Origin of the sequence: Candidatus Brocadia sinica JPN1 (assembly GCF_000949635.1) — a bacterium.
GTDB classification, from domain to species: Bacteria; Planctomycetota; Brocadiia; order Brocadiales; family Brocadiaceae; genus Brocadia; species Brocadia sinica.
Map to the genome: position 1 here is coordinate 2,516,791 of NZ_BAFN01000001.1, position 17,015 is coordinate 2,533,805.

Consider the following 17,015-nt stretch of genomic DNA (forward strand, 5'->3'; position numbering starts at 1 on the left):
TTAAAAATTGTACTGCGGATGATGGGGTCTTCAACCACTGACAGATTTGACATGTTTCGGAGTCGTGTTGATAACCGTTTCTTGAAACCTCAATGTGTGAAGTATGAGAGGTATCAATCGTCTTCCGGGCTACAGGAGGCTGTTTGTGATTACAATGCTGGGTGTTTAAAAAACTATTATGAAAACCTCCGAGTGTTAAACATAACACCAAATAGGGGAGAAGAATCGAAACAAACAGGATATTTGTTCGATTTTTGTTTCGGATAAAATACTTCATTAGTGGCATATGTGCTGGAAGAAAATGTTGTTTTGGCCTTAAACTGATTCAAGGCATGCTAATACCTTTTTCACGGTAAGTCAAGTGAAAATCTAAAAAGTTTTAGGGTTTCCCTCTCAGCATTCTGTTCCAGTAAAACCATGGTAAAAAATATTTCTTGAGCAACCACATGCTGTATCTCTCCTTTGATGGATCCAGAGGAAATGTAGGGGTCGGTTTTTTATTGTAATCAAATTCTGTTAAGAGTAATTTCCCATAGCCGGTTGCTATTGGGCAGGAGCCGTAGCCATTATATTTTGTCGAGTTCGGGATACTACCATCTTTCATATACTGCGATAAATTCTCCACAACTACTGGCGCCTGCTTTCTGACCGCAGCGCACGTATTTGCATTAGGGGTGCCTGATGCGTCCCCCAATCCAAATACATTCATATATCGTTTGTGTTGCAAGGTATCTTTGTCTAAATCAATCCATCCCGCCTGATTTGCCAGGGGACTTTCTTTGATGAAATCAGGTGCTGACATGGGGGGAGTGACATGAATCATATCATATTTCATCGTTACTTCACTTACCGGCTTTCCTTCTGAAATAATCGCTGGCTAAATACATGGCTTTTTGTGCGGCGCCTCCACACTTCATGGGTGTATTTGGCTGAGTAAAAATGGCAGTTCCGCCCTCGAAGTTTTTCATGCATTCATACGTATAGGGAGCAGAATCAGGACTATAATTGCTGCACACACCATTTTTGCCCAGAGATTCATTTAATCCACGAATCTTATGCCAGTTGATCTGAATGCCGGGACAGAGGACTAAATAATGGTACCGAATCTCTTCGCCTGATTTTACTACTACTCTATTTTGATCGGGTAAGAGTTTTGCTGCGGTGTCTTTTATCCACCGGGCATTTGCAGGAATAACATCCCCTTCATTTCTCTCGATTGCCTTTATATTGAAGATACCGGCTCCGACAAAGGTCAGACCGGGCTGATAGTAGTGTTTTGAGGAAGGTTCAATGATAGCAATATCTAAACTGGTATCTTTCCTGAAAAGTGTTGAGGCAACGGTAATGCCTGCCGATCCCCCTCCAACGATTACAATTTGATGATGTCTGATCCCCATACTTTTTCCTTAAAAATCTTTACCTGCGGTTTAGCTTTACAAAGGAGTCAAGTTTTAAAAAGAATTACTGAAACCACAGATTGCACAGATTCCGCAGATAAAAATCTCAATAACCTGTGGAATTTAATGATCCAAAATCTGTGTAATCTGAGAAATCTGTGGTTCCAAATGTTTTTTATTGGTCTGAGGCTTTTGCCGCGCTGGATGTTTAACTCGATAATTCCCTCTTGGTCACGACATCCTGCCTTTCAATATCCACGCAGACAATCCGAGGAATACGAGCGCAAAGAGCAAAAGAACCGCCAGACTTTCTACAGGACGAAATATTTCTGGTTGATGGCCAAGAGAGGTTTTTATGCAATCAACGCTGTAAGTGAGGGGCATGAAGTAAGCTAATGGTTTGACAGTAGCCGGCAGATTGGATACAGGGATAAATACCCCGCTTAAAAAGATCATGGGAAATCTGAAAAGATTTGCAAGGGTCTGTGCCTCGAAAACCTGTTTTACCGTGACAGAGACAAATGCCCCAAGCGCTGAAAATGTGAAGGATGAAATAACCATAGATGAGACGAATACCACAGGATTCGTGATCTGTAAAGGGAATATGAAAGACAGACCGATAAGCATTGCTGTCGTAATGGTAATGCCGAAGAATGCGCCCCCGGCAATCTTCCCGGAGAGAATAACCGTCACAGACACAGGATAGAGCATCAGCCTTTCCAATGCCCCGGTCATCCTCTCGAAGGTGATGACGATCGCCTCCATTCGCATAACCTGTCTGCTTTCTCGATATAGTGTGTAGTGAGAAGTATAGCGATCCCTTTATTTTTCAGGGATTGTATTATTTCCCTTAGCGCCCTTGCACTCATAACATCGAGTCCTGTTGTCGGCTCATCAAGGAATAATACCGACGGGTCATGAATTAACGATGCTGCAAGTGTAACGTTGTTTTACCGGCGCCATTAGGTCCGAGGAGTCCGAATATCTCGTCTTTCTCTATTGAGAAACTTATACCATCAAGGGCCGGGAATCTATCATAACTTTTTGTAAGTTCTCTTACAATGACTGCATCCATGTGTCTTCGTAGTGGAAAAAATTGCCAGAGGCCTGATTTAAATGTTACAAGGAATTTCAATTCTTTTTTCGTTAAGCAATGAATAAACACACCCCTTGCCCAATACTGTTCGGCACGGTGATTGAGAAGTGATCAAGTGGTATAAATAACAGAGTAGTTCTTCAGAGAAGGAGCAGAGAAAAGGAATGGTGAGTCAGTGCTGGGAATGCCCTTGAAAAATGAAGACGTACCTCTCCCTTGAGAGGCAAAAGGCGACACTGTCCCCTATACCGCTATTGTTATTTTTGTTCTTTGGATTTCAGTTTTTCGATATGTTCTATGAGTTCCTCCAGAGTAGCCCAACCCTGAAAGTATAGACAGATCATTTCGAAGGTGCGTTTGGTCGGCTTGCGACCTGTCCATAATCGGATCAGCAGACTGGCAATCAAAGCACAATAGACTTGAATGGTAATCCCATTTTCTGAGTGCGCCAGGAGATGCTTACATCCTAAAACGCATTTAAACCATCGGAAGAAGAGATCGATCTGCCAGCGATACCGATACATGAGCGCGATAAGTTCTGCCGGCAAATCCATAAGGTCAGTAACGATGAGCAAGGTTTTGCCAACCGATGGAGTCCTGAATGTTTTCTTGCTGGAAAGACGAGATTTACGTGAGAAACCTGAAAGTGCTCGTTCATCATGATAGCGAAGCTGTATAATTCTGACAGGTCTTGAGAGCTCATTGCGCGTGTTTGTGCTTCCAAGCCAAACGACCCTGTCAAATTCAATTCCTGCTTTGCGGTCAGTTTCACTCAGGGCACGTTCCTGGATAAGCTTATAAGAGGCATTATCATGAAGTCGCACAAGAAATGAACTGGATCGTTGGAGAATCGTGTTGAGGAAGCGGTACTTTCTATATCCGGCATCCAGGCAGTAGAGTTTGCCAGGCGATAACATGGACTCAAGCTGGGCGATTTCGCTCTTGTTGGCATCGGTAACATGGGCTCCAAGAGGAATACCTTTGAGGATATCGAATTCCAGGTGCATCTTCGCGGCACGGTGGTCTTCGTCCATCCACAATGCCCAGAGCATCTTTGGGAGGGCTTTTATCAAGGTGCCATCGACAGCGACTATTGTCATGTCAAGGTTATTGAAACGCTCTTGGAAGGGAAGTCGGTTTACATCATGTGCGAGTTCATTGATGATATGAGTCAAGAGTTGTGGGTCAAAGACATGATTGGCTTCTGATAAACTACCGAGGCTGGTACGTTTGACACCAAGCTTATCCTGGATATTCTTTAGTGTGCTGGCATGTTGGATTGATCGTAGTCCAGTGAAGGTCGGATTGAAAAAATAGAGTAAAAGGAGACTCGCATAGTGATCGTAATGCAGTTTTCTGTTATGGCAATCTGCATAAGAGTGGAGTTTTTCGAGAAGAGGCTTGAAAGATTTGAGCAGAGAGAGTCTTTGTATCGTGTTTATTTGTTTGATCAAAGTATCAGCACGTGTGTCATTCATATGGGTAATTAATACCACGTGCAGGAGAGGAATGCAACACAAATTATGTCGTAACTATATAATAAGTAATAATTTATGAAAATTCAAAATTTATGACACCAAAAATATTTTCCCTTTTTTCCTGTGAGTTAAGAGACGGAAAAAAGTACTGTTTAAAGAATTCTTTTTGTCATAGGGAATAGAGTGGATTGGAAAAAACCATACATATTTTCACTGGAGATGATTGTGGTGATGGCTTCAGATGTTTATATTCTCAAACACCGTGCCGAACAGTATTGGCCCTTGCCCCTCTCAAGAGGGGAATTTAAGAAGTCCCCTCTTGGAGGGAACCCACCCCCTAGTCCTCTCCAGGGAGGGGATTTAAGGGGTGGGTAAAAAAGTGAAGTAGGATGGGTCAAGCGAAGCAGACCCATCGACTGTTAACTGAGAATATAAGGGGATAAAAAATTTGTCAATGACTTTAGACAAATTATTCTATTTTCTTGGATTTATTTTGTTGCATAAGTATTCCCACGTTTTTCCTTTCCTGAGTCTAATTTGTTATGTCGTAAGACATTATATGATATTTGCGAAATTTAACCACAAAGGAATTTGTTTTGCGCAGTTTGGTTCCATATAATTACATGATTATCCTATAACTTTTCTTTTTTGAAAGGAGGATTATGTATGAAGAAGGGCATTCTCTTAGGTTTTGGTCTTGCTGGAATAGTGGGGCTGACGAATATGGTTTTTCATTCTGTAACCATGGCAGAAGAAGGCAAGCAAGTGCGTGTTAACTTACCCATCAAGAGACTTACCAGCGAGATGGAAAACAGGGTAACGAACATGATCGAAGGGATATTAGAGGGTAATTTGGATTACGTGAAGCAGGAGGCCGGTGCCCTTCCCGACTTGGGCAAAAAGATACTCGATAACTTTTTCCCGAGAGGTCAATGGTTTATGCAAGCAGAAGTCTTGAATCCTGAGGAGACCAAAAAACGAAGAGAGGTTTTTACTTCTTATATGAACAAGATGGATGCACAGGTGAAAGAAATTCAAAAAGCTGCGGATTCAAATGATGAGGGAGCTACATTAAGTGCCGTTACGGATTTGATAAAAAAGACGTGTCTCGAATGTCATAAGCAATACTTGAAATAACTACCGAGTGGAAATTATTGATTCCAATCGTAGAGATTGATCGGGTACAAAGGCACATGCAGATGATTACACAATCTGCATACACCTTTAAGGTTTTGAAATATGTTGCAGAATTTTATTCTTAGAGTGGAAAGGAGATATTCATGTGTAAGAAATTTATTATAGCCCTTGCTATTGTACTTGCCATTGCATTTACCGGTGGGGTCGCCGGCCTGCCTTATCAGACGGTTTTTGCCCATGGGCATGGACACCGCGGTTGTGGGGATTGTGGGCATTATGTATGCCCGGGTGATTGCGGGAGATGTGATGAGTGCATAGCAAGGCGAAAGGCTGCAAAGGAAGCCGCGAAGAAGTGCGAAAAATGTGGACATCAAGAGTGTCCTGGTAATTGCAATAGATGTGTCGATTGCCTGGAAGAAAGGATAAAGAAATTGGAAAAAGAGTTAGAAAAGAAGTAAGAGTTCAACTGAACGCAGAGATCGCTAGGGTCGACGAGATTGTGAGAGAGAAAGAGATAAAATTACGGGAATTTTATCTGTTTTGTCTTTTCCCCGCAATATCAAATCCTCCTTCATCCACCCAGGTTGAATAACGCCTCCCCCTTTATCCTCCTCAAGGGTCATAGGGGGAGGAACAAGGAATTTCGAATTATGAGCTTCACCATAATTGGGAACGGATAATGTACAGCAGCGGATGAGTTGCCCGTCAATATTTTCCCGCCATGATTTTGGGCAAGGATTTTGCCATACGAAAAATTCTTACGGCAAAATCTATGAAGCGTTCTTTAAGTCAAATATTTTCTTATCCTTCGACATTCATTATTCCTTGTTCGATATTCGATATTGGAATCCTTATAATAAGTAAATTTTAACATTCCAGTGAAGATCAATTCTTCACTGGAAATTTTTTTTATAATAATTTATAACTTTATATAAAGTTAGGAAGAAAAGGATTGAGGCGAAATAGTCGATTCACGTGGAGTATTTGTGAATATTACCGGGAAAGAGAGCCATGTATGATCTGACAAATTTTACCATCCAGGACATGACCCAATGCGGAGATGCACTGGAACATCTTGGGTATAAATCGAAAAGCTTAGAGGAACTGGCCGATTCTGTGGTTCGCTATTTCTACGACCACCTTATTGACAGGCGGACAAGTGAGAAGTCCTCTGCACTGGTACGCTTTTTCATGACATATCCATACGAAAGTCTTGACGAGGAATTGCGCCAATTAGCCAACAAGATGCCGGGAGGACTGTCTTTGACTAAGACTACGAGTTGCGTAGTCCTCCTGGCAACGGTGGGGGCGCAACCTGACTGGAATTCAAAAAAGCTTTCTAAAGGACACCGGGTTATTCCCCTGGTAGATAAGCAAACGGTGGACCAACATCCGATGATCGCCCAATTGGTTTATCAGTTAGGGATAGATATTGACACGGTGCTCCATCCTCGCCCTACACTTGAGACTGAGCTGGAAAGTAAGATTTTCAATGTGTTTCATGTGCCCGATGCCCTGGGAAGCCCCCATATTCCGGCCCAGGATGAATTTGTGATTCCTTTTGGAATTAAATCGGCGTTGGGATTTGGCAGTATGTTACCTACGGGGAATTTGTTTACGGTAGTTCTATTTTCGAAAACGAGGGTTCCGCGGAATACGGCAGAGATGTTCAAATATCTTGCCCTGAATACAAGGATAGCGGTATTGCCCTTTGTATCAAAAAAAATCTACGTAAACGAGAAGACCGTGCTTGACGAAACCGAGAGGCTCAGGTCGATCATTGCCACGCAAACGAGTTTATTGAGTGTATACAAGAAAACCGCTGTTAATCAGTCCAGACGTCTGGAGGGCTTTTCATTAAAATTTACACTGTCTCTGGCAAAATTTACCAAAAAGGCCTGGCTCTACATTTCTTTGATAACCGCATCGTCATTCTTTTTATATGTTTTTTATGCGACACATATCGAGTTTATGTTGCACGTGGCAGCGATACCACTTGAAATATTGCTGGGTGCTTTATTGATAGAAAGGCTTTTAGAAAGGAAAGAAAAGGCAGAAAAATTTAATCAATTGATGTACATAAAGAGTTACCTGTATCGATCAGAGATGCGTAACCTTTTTATCACCAATTTTAGTTCATTAAAATTTCCGGTAATTACCATGTCGAAAATCAAAAATGCAAGTTTGGAAGAATTAAGGCACATGCGTGACGATGCGGATCACCTGGAATATTTTTCGTTGGACGCAATGGAATTGGTAATTCGGGAGTATGTTTCGGCCTATCATGTATTTCGTGACTTCATGGATCGGGCGAGCACGTATGGCATGGATACTCTTTTCCAGGATATGATTTACATTTTACATTTCATTCAGGATGTTAAATTGTTTAAGCAGGAAAACCCTGATACATCTTTCATTTATGAAGTGCAGAAACATCCTTTCTTAATGGAAAAAGTAAAAAAGGTTTTAGGGGATGGTACCCAGAAATTTCTGGATTATATGATTGAGCTAAAAGAAAAAAAGCCAGAGCTGTTCTACGACCTCTTAACCGACTATGAATTATCATCACGCAGAATAACCCGATAATCACGAACGAATGAAAAGCAAGGTATCCCTTGTTATACACAGCCTCATTAATCAGATACGAATATGTCATTCCCCCCGGAAGCGGGAATCCAGAAAAAATACTGGATTCCGGGTCAAGCCCGGAATGACAGGCAGTTGTAGACTCATGTCGCTATGTATAGTATCAATTTAGTTTTTTGAAAAAAATACCATGAAAAGCTCCGTTAGGAGTAGCATATTAATAGAAAAATAGAGTAGAAAACTGGATTTCCGTTTTCGCAGAGCTTTCCCCGTACCTGATACGGGGAATGACAACTTCCTTTTGTCGTCGACTATAACTATACGGTAACACGTCTCCATCTCCCTCTTTTGTACAGGATGTATATTGCAATGGCACGGCAAATCCAGTCCAGCGCTGCTCCAAACCAGACACCGGCTAATCCCCATCCAAGTGTGATACCAAACAAATAAGCCATTGGAACATGTAAGCATAAAGTGCCTACAATAGTAATGATCATAGGACTTATAGTATCACCGGCACCACGGAGACCGCCGGCATAGACCATATATACAGCTAAAGCGGGTTGTTCGATGGCGGCGATCATTATACATGCCACGGCCAGCGAAAGTACCCTGGAATCCGGTTTAAAAATCATGGCCATTTGTTCAGGGAACAGAAGAAAGATTAAGGCGAAAAATCCCATTAAGCCAAGGGCAAAATAGCAACTGCGTTTCATGCTGAGCAATGCCAGGTCTACATTCTTTGCACCAAGACTTTGTCCTACCAAAGTAGCAGTTGACACCGCCAGGGCGAATCCCGGCATGAAGGAGATCGACTCGATACGAACGGCAATCTGGTGTGCTGCCAGTGATACTGTTCCAAGAATAGTAACAATTTTGGTAAAGAACAGAAATCCCATCTGTGTTAAGAAGGCATCAATGGTTGCAGGGATAGAGATACGAAAGATCCTTTGTAAGGATTCGATATGTATCTGAGCTAAATGGCGTATACGGATATGTAAGATACACTTTCCTGCAAAGAGTTTTGTTAATAGTAGGCATATTCCGACAGTGTACGCAAGAGCTGTTGCCCATGCCACTCCGGAAACACCCAATTTAGGAAAAGGTCCTATGCCAAAGATTAACAACCAGTTAAACAGGATGTTGATGCAATTGATAATAAGTGTCACCTTCATCGGCGTCTTCGTATCGCCAGATCCACGCAGGACGCCGCTGCATGCAAGGATAACGAGGCGAAATACCAGGAACCCTCCAACAATCTGGAGATAACCCGTGCCAAGTTCCGCAACGTTGGGCTCTGCGCTCATGAGAACCAAAATTTCCTTTGCAAAAAATAGTAAAAATGGTGTAGCAACTATACCCATAATGAGGGACATAAGGATTGTCTGCGCTCCGACTATCTGTGCTTGATCTTTTTCCTTTGCCCCGATGTGTCTTGCAACAATACTGGCCGAGCCGACATTGAGTGAAGAGAAGATCATGGAGATAATAAAAAAGAGGGTACCTGCCAGGCCTACAGCAGCAATGGCATCTGTCCCCAGGCGTCCTACCATAATCGTGTCTGAGATAAACACACTCATATGTAGGACATTTTCAATGGCTACCGGGATGCAGAGCTTAAAAATATTTTTATTAAGATTTTTTTCTGTGAGGTCGAGCAGACGCATGGAAATTATCGGTTCTTTTGTAAAAAATAACAGGTGTGGTAATGAGTTATCACAAGGGATACTTTTGTGAATTGTGTGAAGGAGTATAACCGCCGTAAACCTGCTTAAATAAAATAAAAATTCCTATACCATCACGATAGCCAAAAAAGTCGCAGAAATGTTCAGTTTTTCCAATTGATCTTTTGACCATATTTAGAGCAAAGGTAACATCTTGGGAACTACGATAATGCCTTTTTCAGTAATGGTAAACTGCCTGGCATCTTCTTCCGGATTATATCCGATTTGTTTTCCATCCGGGACTATTACAAATTTATCAATGATAGTATTTCGAATTTTGACATTTTTACCGACCCTCACTCCCTCCATGATAATTGAATCGTAGACTTCGGAATGATTTTCGATCCTCACATTTGGTGAAATAACCGACCTCTCCACATGGGCGCCACTGACAATACAACCATTGGAAACCAGAGAATTCAGGACTGTACCGCATTTTCCACCGGGAAATAATTCTGAAAATACAGTCTTTGCGGGAGGAAACTGTTTATGATACGTACGAATCGGCCAGGACGTGTCGTACAGATTAAAGATAGGGTCTATCTGGATAAGGTCCATATTCGCATCCCAGTATGCATCAAGCGTTCCTATATCTCTCCAATATTTAACGGCCTTATTGTTTTTATCATTAAATATATATGCAAACAAACGGCCTTCATGAATCATCGAGGGAATAACGTTTTTCCCGAAATCATGGCTGGTATCTTTTTTGGCATCTTCGATTACCCGTTTTACCAATACCTCTGTATTGAACAGATAAATTCCCATAGACACCAGCGCTATGTTGGGATTTGAGGGCATTGATTGTGGATGATCCGGTTTTTCCACAAAATCCACAATTTTTTGATCGTTATTTATACTTACGTTCCCAAAACGATTCGCCTCGTTTAATGGCACTTCAATACAGGGCACCGTGACGTCCGCTTTCTTCGATTCGTGAAATTCTATCAATTCACGGTAATCCATTTTATAAATGTGGTCACCTGCTAAGATCAAAACCTTTTCTGGTCGTTCTCTTTCCAACACATAGATATTTTGATATACGGCGTCAGATGTACCCTGGTACCACAAATCACTTGTTCTCTTTTGTGGTGGTATACCTTCTATAAACTCGCCTAATTCATAATTATTTATATTCCACCCAATTCTTAGATGTCTATCCAGGGAATAGGATTTGTACTGCGTTAATACGCAAATCTTCTTCAAGCCGGAGTTAAGACAGCTACTCAAGGGAAAATCAATAATACGATAAATACCACCGAAAGGGACTGCCGGTTTTGCTCTGTCTCTTGTCAGGGGATAGAGTCGTTCGCCCTGCCCCCCTGCCAGTAACATCACAAGTACTTTTCTGGACATTTCATGTATAAAAAGATTGGATATATTGAAAAAATAATTATGTGATGTTCATTGTCATAAGGAATTCTGCATTGGTCTTTGTCTTTGCCAGTCTGTTTTTGAGCAATTCCATAGCCTCTGTGGGGTTCATTTCGTTGAGTACCTTTCGAAGCATCCACATGCGTTTAATCTCCTCTGGATTTACAATTAACTCTTCTTTCCGTGTACCGGAACGGGTAATGTCAATGGCCGGGAATAATCTGCGATCTGCTAATTTTCTGTCCAGATGGAGTTCCATGTTGCCTGTGCCTTTAAACTCCTCAAAGATGACTTCGTCCATCCTGCTTCCGGTATCAATCAATGCCGTTGCAATGATTGTAAGACTGCCGCCTTCTTCAATATTTCTTGCTGCGCCAAAAAACCTTTTCGGTTTTTGGAGTGCACTGGCATCCACACCGCCGGAAAGGATCTTTCCGCTATGAGGAACTTCGGTGTTGTATGCCCTTGCCAATCTGGTAATAGAATCGAGTAAAATGACGACGTCTCTGCCGTATTCTACCATTCGCTTTGCCTTTTCAATCACCATTTCAGCCACCTGGATATGCCGGCTTGCAGGTTCATCGAATGTGGAGCCAATGACCTCGGCTTCAACAGACCGGTCCATATCGGTTACTTCCTCTGGTCTTTCGTCGATTAAAAGGACAATCAAATATACTTCAGGATGATTCTTGGTAATACTATTGGCGATTTTTTGTAGCAGCACGGTTTTACCCGTTCGCGGGGGCGCTACGATTAAACCTCTTTGGCCTTTTCCAATAGGGGTAACCAGGTCCATAATCCTTGTTTCCAGCTCTGTTGAGCTTTTTTCTAAAAAGAGTCTTTCGTGGGGATGCAAAGGAGTCAGGTCGTCAAAGACAATCTTTTCACCCATAATCTCCGGATTTTCAAAATTAATAGCCTCTACCCGCAGTAAGGCAAAATACCTCTCCGTATCCTTTGGGGGCCTGATTTGCCCGGATACTACTGCACCTGTCCGGATGCCAAATCTACGGATCTGAGAGGGGGAGATGTAGATGTCATCCGGACAAGGTAAATAATTATAATCCGGTGACCGTAAGAAGCCAAATCCTTCCGGAAGTACCTCTACAACACCTTCTCCGTACATAAGCCCATTCTGATTGACCCTTTCTTTTAGAATTTTGAAAATCAGGTCTTGTTTCTTCAGTCCGGTATATTCTTTAATACCTTCTCTTTTTGCGGTTTCCTGCAATTCCTTAATGGTCATTTTTTGCAATTCTGTAATATGCATCTCACCTCGTTTGATTTCTTCGTACTTTTCATTTGTTTCCTGATCTACAACCACAGGTTCTTTTTTACCGTTTGTTACTGCCATAAATATTTCCTCCTAGAATTTTAAAATTAATTATTTTCTATATACAGTTGCCAGAATTCTCTTATCTGTCTGAAAGTGTTATCTTCCGTAAAGTTGTTATCAACAACATAATCTGCCTTTTTTCTCTTATCTTCCAAAGTCATTTGGAAACGCTCCCTTCTTTCCAATTCATCATCCTGCCAATGCCTGCAAATTTTACTTCGGCTTACTCTGTGATCTTTCCCCGTGTTTACAAAAACAATAAAATCACATATCAATGAAAGATCGGATTCCTCCAATAGCGCTGCATCAATCACCATGGCTTTCCTACGTCCCCGTTTTTCTATCTCGGTGATCCTGGATCGTATCTGTTCGATGACAATCGGGTGTAAGATGTTGCAAAGGTCGTCTAAACAGGTCTTGTCCTGAAATACAATCTCCGAAAGCCGGGAACGGTCGATCTTCCCATAGTTGTCTTGTATGGTTATGCCGAACCTTTTGATGATTTTCTCTTTCACCTCTTTTGCCTGGATGAGCCTATGGCATATCTCGTCGGCATCGATAATCTCCGCTCCCAGCGAGGCAAGCATACGGGCAACCGTACTTTTTCCGCTTGATATGCCGCCTGTTATGCCAATGATCTTTGGTCTCGTGCTCACTCTGCTTCCATCCAGTTTTTCCCGATCTTTACGTTTACCTTGATTGGAACGTTCAGGGTAACCGCATGAACCATTTCCGCCTGCACCATGGAACGTGTCGGTTCTAAAGTATTTTCTTTTACCTCAAAGAGTAATTCATCGTGTATTTGAAGCAACATCTTTGCCTCGTATTCAATATTTTTCAACCGTGCGTGGATTTTATTCATGGCAATCTTTATCAAATCGGCAGCAGAACCTTGAATAATCGTATTGACTGCGATGCGTTCCGACAGGTTTCTGCGTTTTTTGTCTGTGGAATGAAGATCAGGTATAGACCGTTTTCTGTTAAACAATGTCTTTACGTAACCACACGCCCTCGCTTCTCCTATGACATTGTCTCTAAATCTTTTTACACCCTGATATAAACCAAAATAGGCATTGATGAACTCCCGCGCCTCTTCCAGAGATAGTCCAGTATCTCTGGAAAGCCCAAATTCACTCAGTCCGTAAACTATTCCAAAATTGACCGCCTTTGCATTGCGTCTCATTTCCGGAGTTACGTGTTCCAGGGGAACACCATAAATAGCAGAAGCAACAGCCGAATGGATGTCTTTGTCCTGATGAAATGCCGTCATCAAAGCCGCATCCTTGGAAAAATGTGCGAGGATGCGTAACTCGATTTGCGAGTAATCCGCCGATAAAAATACCGTGTCCTTCTGAGAAGGGACAAAGGCACGGCGGATTTGCTTTCCAGCATCTGTCCGGATCGGAATATTCTGAAGATTCGGTTCGCTGCTGCTGAGACGTCCTGTAGCTGTTACTGTCTGATTAAATGAGGTATGCACACGACCGGTGTTTGGGTTTATCATATCCGGCAAGGCATCGACGTACGTATTCTTTAATTTTGTAAGCTGTCGGTATTCAAGTACTAACCTGGGGAGGGTGTGTTGCCAGGCAAGGGTCGTCAGCACGTTTGCATCTGTCGATAACCCTGTCTTGGTACGCCTTAACTGTGGCAATTCGAGTTTTTCAAAAAGGACATCACTCAGCTGTTTCGGAGAACTGATATTAAACTCATGTCCGGCTGAGGTATAGATTTCCTTTTCAAGCTGTTGTAATTTTCCGGTCAAATTGCAGGACATCTCCTTTAAAACAGGGGCGTCCAGACATATCCCATTCCATTCCATTTCAGCCAGGACGTAAATTAAGGGAATCTCTACATTATGAAGTAAAGGTAACAATTCTTCTTCTTTGAGACGGGATTCCATGTTACTTGCTAAACGAAATGTAATATCCGCATCCTGACAGGCGTATTGACAGACCTTAGCAACATCTACCCGATCCATTGTAATTTGTTCTTTTCCGGATCCTATCAACTCTGATATGGTTATTGTTTTATATGATAGATATTCAAAGGCGATATCGTCCAGATTATGGTTCCTTTTTATTGGATTAAGAAGATAGGAAGCAATCATGGTATCAAATGCAATTCCCTGTAAGAGAATAGTATTGTTTCTGAGTACGAGGAGGTCGTATTTAATATTTTGCCCAATTTTCTTGACGCTTTCATCTTCTAAAATGAGTCGGATTTTTGGAAATACTATATTTTTATTTAAATGTTCTGTTCCTTCCGGTGCCATCAAAGGTATGTAATACGCTTCTCTTTCCTGCCAGGAAAAAGAAATACCCACGATCTCTGCTTTGAGGGGTTCGGTGCCGGTCGTTTCTAAATCTATGGCAAATACCCTTTGTTCCTTTAATTGGTCAAGGAATTCATGAAATTTTTCGACCGTATTTATAAGGTGGTATCGGGTTTCTTCGGTCTTCGCCGTTGCAACCATATCCGTAAGAAGGGTATTAAATCCTAATTTCCTGAATAGTTTTTTTAATTCTGTATTTTTGGTATCATTTATCTTGCAGGCATTCATATCAAACGGTATAGGGATGTTATTGTAAAGCTTCAGGAGTTTCTCAGAAAGCCTGGCCTGGTCTGCAAATACCCTTAAATTTTCTTGCCTCTTCTTTCCACTAATGTTGTTGATATTGGCAAGAACGGACGCCAGCGAACCCCATTTCCGGATAAGCTCCAGCGCTGTTTTGTCGCCAATGCCCGGCACTCCAGGCACATTGTCTGAGGCATCTCCTGAGAGGGCAAGGACGTCCACTACCTGCTCTGGCCGTATGCCTTTTTCTTTGAAAAGGACTTCCCGATCAATCATCAAACCTTTCTTTGCATTCAATATTTTTACACATGGACTTAATAATTGTTCCATATCTTTATCTGAGGTTACTATGACAATTTCGACAGGTTTGTCGGATAGTAATTTTACCAGGGTACTAATTACATCATCTGCTTCATATCCCTTGGCTGCGTAAACGGGAATGTTATGCGCCCTGACAACTTTGTAAATCAGAGGAATTTGTACCTGTAATTCATCAGGTGTCGGTTTACGGTTTGCCTTATACTCACGGTAATTATAATGTCTGTGGGTAATCCATTTAGTATCGAAAACCACAACTATGTATTCCGGCCGATGCTCCCTGAGCAGCTTTTGCAGCATCCTCGTGAATCCGTATACTGCATTTGCTGGTTTTCCATCGGGCGTTGTAAGTCTTGCCGTGATGGCATAAAAAGCCTGGTAACAGTGTGAATGACCATCGATGATAAAGAATCGCTCTGACATTCTCGGTTAGCGATGTAAAGCCTTGCGTACCATCAAACCAGTGATTTGCTCAGGAGCATCAGTAACAGAGACAGGCAATTGTTAGGCAAGACAGGTTGCGGAGATATACCGTAAAATTTATTTATAATTTATGTTCTTAAAACTGGAGAAAATCAAGATATTATAACTCTGCAATAAAGATGCTGAAACTGTTATTTAAAAATGTTGGAAAATACCAGAACAAACTTAGGAAAGATTAGCTTACCACTATGCTAACTTTAGGCTGGATAACCTATCATTAACCAAAAAATTATTATGGATAATTTTTATAAATAGTAACATCGTTGAAAATTATTGTCAAGCTAAATAATAAATTTTATCTTGTCTGTGTTTGGTGCAAAACTCGCAGGATTTCGCCCGATTTATATCGGGATTCAGAATCCGCAGTATATTTCAGGAATATTCCTTGAAAATATTTGCGGGAGGTGTTATCCTTTGTCCATTGATAAAGATTCTTTTAATGACTTTAAAGAACGAAAGTTGTCTTAAGTTCCCATTCTTGAATAGTTCATTTCGAAAATACTTGAAACGGGTGGCGGTGTAGCTCAGTTGGTAGAGCAGCGGACTCATAAGCCGCGCGTCGGGGGTTCAATTCCCTCCACCGCTACCAAAATCAGGTAGTCCAAAGCCCGATACTCCGGGGGGGCATTTTCTTGAACGCAAATTCATTAACATGGGGATATCCTCATTTGTATAGCCGTAGATACTTGCTTCCTTTTTTAGAAAGTTTTTCCATAATATGCTGTAAAGCAAACTTGCGTTCGCTTTACCTCAATCACCGTTTGTAAGGGTGTAAAAAAGGTTAATGTGGTTACGGCGTTGCTTCGTTAAGAATTTTGCATAAAACATAATGGAGGATTACTTTGAAAAAAACCTTAGTTATACTTATCATCGCCCTATTTTGTGTCGTGCAATCTGCCTGGGCGAATTCGCAAAATCCCCGTATTCGGCTGGAAACCAATAAAGGTATTATTATCCTGGAGCTTGATGCAAAGGCAGCTCCAAAGACGGCGGAGAATTTTCTCCGCTATGTCAAGGATGGATTTTATGATGGCACCATCTTTCATCGGGTGATAAAAGGGTTTATGATACAGGGTGGAGGCTTAACTGGTAATATGCGGGAGAAATCTACACGTGCACCGATAACCAATGAGGCTGATAATGGGCTCGAAAACCGCCGCGGTACGGTGGCTATGGCTCGCACCATGGATCCCCACTCCGCCACAGCTCAATTCTTCATTAACACCGTGGACAACGCCTTCCTTGACCACAAAGGGAAAACTACCAGCGGCTGGGGCTATTGCGTATTTGGTAAAGTCGTGAAGGGTATGAATGTGGTGGATACTATCGAAAACCTGTCTACCGCAACCAAGTCTGGATTTCAGGATGTCCCCACTTCTCCTGTCGTTATTGAAAAGGCAATGACGGAGGAATAAGTTTACGTAAAAAGGGATATCTCTGTAAGATTCAGGTATTGGTTTATAATTTGTTATAAACTACGCGTGTATGTGCAAGTTGTACCGTAGCCG

The 17,015-nt window shown here is 41.9% G+C and carries 13 protein-coding genes, 1 tRNA gene and 1 pseudogene; 5 read left to right on the forward strand and 10 right to left on the reverse strand.

Going from position 1 to position 17,015, the window contains the following annotated elements:
* Positions 1-379: 379 nt before the first annotated feature.
* The 5 genes and pseudogenes from BROSI_RS21405 to BROSI_RS11455 all read right to left on the reverse strand — a co-directional run bounded on the left by BROSI_RS21405 (position 380) and on the right by BROSI_RS11455 (position 3,971).
* Positions 380-1,397, reverse strand: a pseudogene (locus BROSI_RS21405) (NAD(P)/FAD-dependent oxidoreductase).
* A gap of 231 nt (positions 1,398-1,628) precedes the next feature.
* The gene (locus BROSI_RS11445; RefSeq protein WP_052563933.1) at positions 1,629-2,168 is read right to left on the reverse strand and encodes an ABC transporter permease; all 540 of its coding nucleotides are present in this window, start codon (positions 2,166-2,168) and stop codon (positions 1,629-1,631) included.
* Entirely contained in the window at positions 2,129-2,320 is a 192-nt protein-coding gene (locus BROSI_RS21410; RefSeq protein ID WP_200891813.1) for an AAA family ATPase, read from the reverse strand. Before BROSI_RS21410 ends, BROSI_RS11445 begins: the two co-directional genes overlap by 40 nt.
* Positions 2,320-2,472 (reverse strand): ATP-binding cassette domain-containing protein, encoded by a 153-nt coding sequence (locus tag BROSI_RS20535; RefSeq protein WP_082059374.1) that lies wholly within the window; start codon positions 2,470-2,472, stop codon positions 2,320-2,322. The genes BROSI_RS21410 and BROSI_RS20535 overlap by 1 nt, the downstream gene beginning before the upstream one ends.
* 278 nt (positions 2,473-2,750) lie before the next feature.
* Entirely contained in the window at positions 2,751-3,971 is a 1,221-nt protein-coding gene (locus tag BROSI_RS11455; protein ID WP_052563935.1) for an IS4 family transposase, read from the reverse strand.
* Positions 3,972-4,637: 666 nt separating this feature from the next.
* Between BROSI_RS11455 and BROSI_RS11465 the strand changes: the two genes are divergently transcribed.
* The 3 genes from BROSI_RS11465 (at position 4,638) to BROSI_RS20540 (ending at position 7,694) form a co-directional block, all read left to right on the forward strand.
* Positions 4,638-5,108, forward strand: a complete 471-nt coding sequence (locus BROSI_RS11465) for a cytochrome c (RefSeq protein ID WP_052563937.1) — start codon at positions 4,638-4,640, stop codon at positions 5,106-5,108.
* 143 nt (positions 5,109-5,251) lie between these two features.
* A complete protein-coding gene (locus BROSI_RS11470; RefSeq protein ID WP_052563938.1) occupies positions 5,252-5,566 on the forward strand; it encodes a hypothetical protein in 315 nt (104 codons plus the stop codon).
* A 553-nt stretch (positions 5,567-6,119) separates the two neighbouring features.
* Positions 6,120-7,694 carry a hypothetical protein gene (locus BROSI_RS20540; RefSeq protein ID WP_200891738.1) on the forward strand — a complete coding sequence of 525 codons (1,575 nt, stop codon included), beginning with the start codon at positions 6,120-6,122 and terminating at the stop codon, positions 7,692-7,694.
* A gap of 317 nt (positions 7,695-8,011) precedes the next feature.
* On the opposite strand, the gene BROSI_RS11480 is transcribed toward BROSI_RS20540, so the two are convergent.
* From BROSI_RS11480 to polA, 5 genes are all read right to left on the reverse strand, one after another.
* Positions 8,012-9,361, reverse strand: coding sequence for an MATE family efflux transporter (locus BROSI_RS11480; protein ID WP_052563939.1), 1,350 nt, complete (start codon positions 9,359-9,361; stop codon positions 8,012-8,014).
* Between the two features lie 192 nt (positions 9,362-9,553).
* Positions 9,554-10,798, reverse strand: a complete 1,245-nt coding sequence (glgC, locus tag BROSI_RS11485) for a glucose-1-phosphate adenylyltransferase (RefSeq protein ID WP_320408754.1) — start codon at positions 10,796-10,798, stop codon at positions 9,554-9,556.
* 13 nt (positions 10,799-10,811) lie between these two features.
* Entirely contained in the window at positions 10,812-12,146 is a 1,335-nt protein-coding gene (gene rho, locus BROSI_RS11490) for a transcription termination factor Rho (protein ID WP_052563941.1), read from the reverse strand.
* Positions 12,147-12,172: 26 nt separating this feature from the next.
* The gene (coaE, locus tag BROSI_RS11495) at positions 12,173-12,784 is read right to left on the reverse strand and encodes a dephospho-CoA kinase (protein WP_052563942.1); all 612 of its coding nucleotides are present in this window, start codon (positions 12,782-12,784) and stop codon (positions 12,173-12,175) included.
* Entirely contained in the window at positions 12,781-15,447 is a 2,667-nt protein-coding gene (polA, locus tag BROSI_RS11500; protein WP_052563943.1) for a DNA polymerase I, read from the reverse strand. The genes coaE and polA overlap by 4 nt, the downstream gene beginning before the upstream one ends.
* 573 nt (positions 15,448-16,020) lie before the next feature.
* Here polA and BROSI_RS11505 point away from each other — a divergent pair.
* Positions 16,021-16,096 (forward strand) — tRNA-Met (locus BROSI_RS11505).
* 253 nt (positions 16,097-16,349) lie between these two features.
* Positions 16,350-16,922, forward strand: a complete 573-nt coding sequence (locus BROSI_RS11510; protein ID WP_082059184.1) for a peptidylprolyl isomerase — start codon at positions 16,350-16,352, stop codon at positions 16,920-16,922.
* The last annotated feature ends 93 nt before the right edge of the window (positions 16,923-17,015 follow it).

Coding starts and splice junctions, on each gene's coding strand:
- BROSI_RS11445 (WP_052563933.1), bottom strand. CDS start 2,168: ATGCGAATGGAGGCGATCGTCATCACCTTCGAGAGGATGACCGGGGCA.
- BROSI_RS20535 (WP_082059374.1), bottom strand. CDS start 2,472: ATGGATGCAGTCATTGTAAGAGAACTTACAAAAAGTTATGATAGATTC.
- BROSI_RS11455 (WP_052563935.1), bottom strand. CDS start 3,971: ATGAATGACACACGTGCTGATACTTTGATCAAACAAATAAACACGATA.
- BROSI_RS11465 (WP_052563937.1), top strand. CDS start 4,638: ATGAAGAAGGGCATTCTCTTAGGTTTTGGTCTTGCTGGAATAGTGGGG.
- BROSI_RS11470 (WP_052563938.1), top strand. CDS start 5,252: ATGTGTAAGAAATTTATTATAGCCCTTGCTATTGTACTTGCCATTGCA.
- BROSI_RS20540 (WP_200891738.1), top strand. CDS start 6,120: ATGTATGATCTGACAAATTTTACCATCCAGGACATGACCCAATGCGGA.
- BROSI_RS11480 (WP_052563939.1), bottom strand. CDS start 9,361: ATGCGTCTGCTCGACCTCACAGAAAAAAATCTTAATAAAAATATTTTT.
- rho (WP_052563941.1), bottom strand. CDS start 12,146: ATGGCAGTAACAAACGGTAAAAAAGAACCTGTGGTTGTAGATCAGGAA.
- polA (WP_052563943.1), bottom strand. CDS start 15,447: ATGTCAGAGCGATTCTTTATCATCGATGGTCATTCACACTGTTACCAG.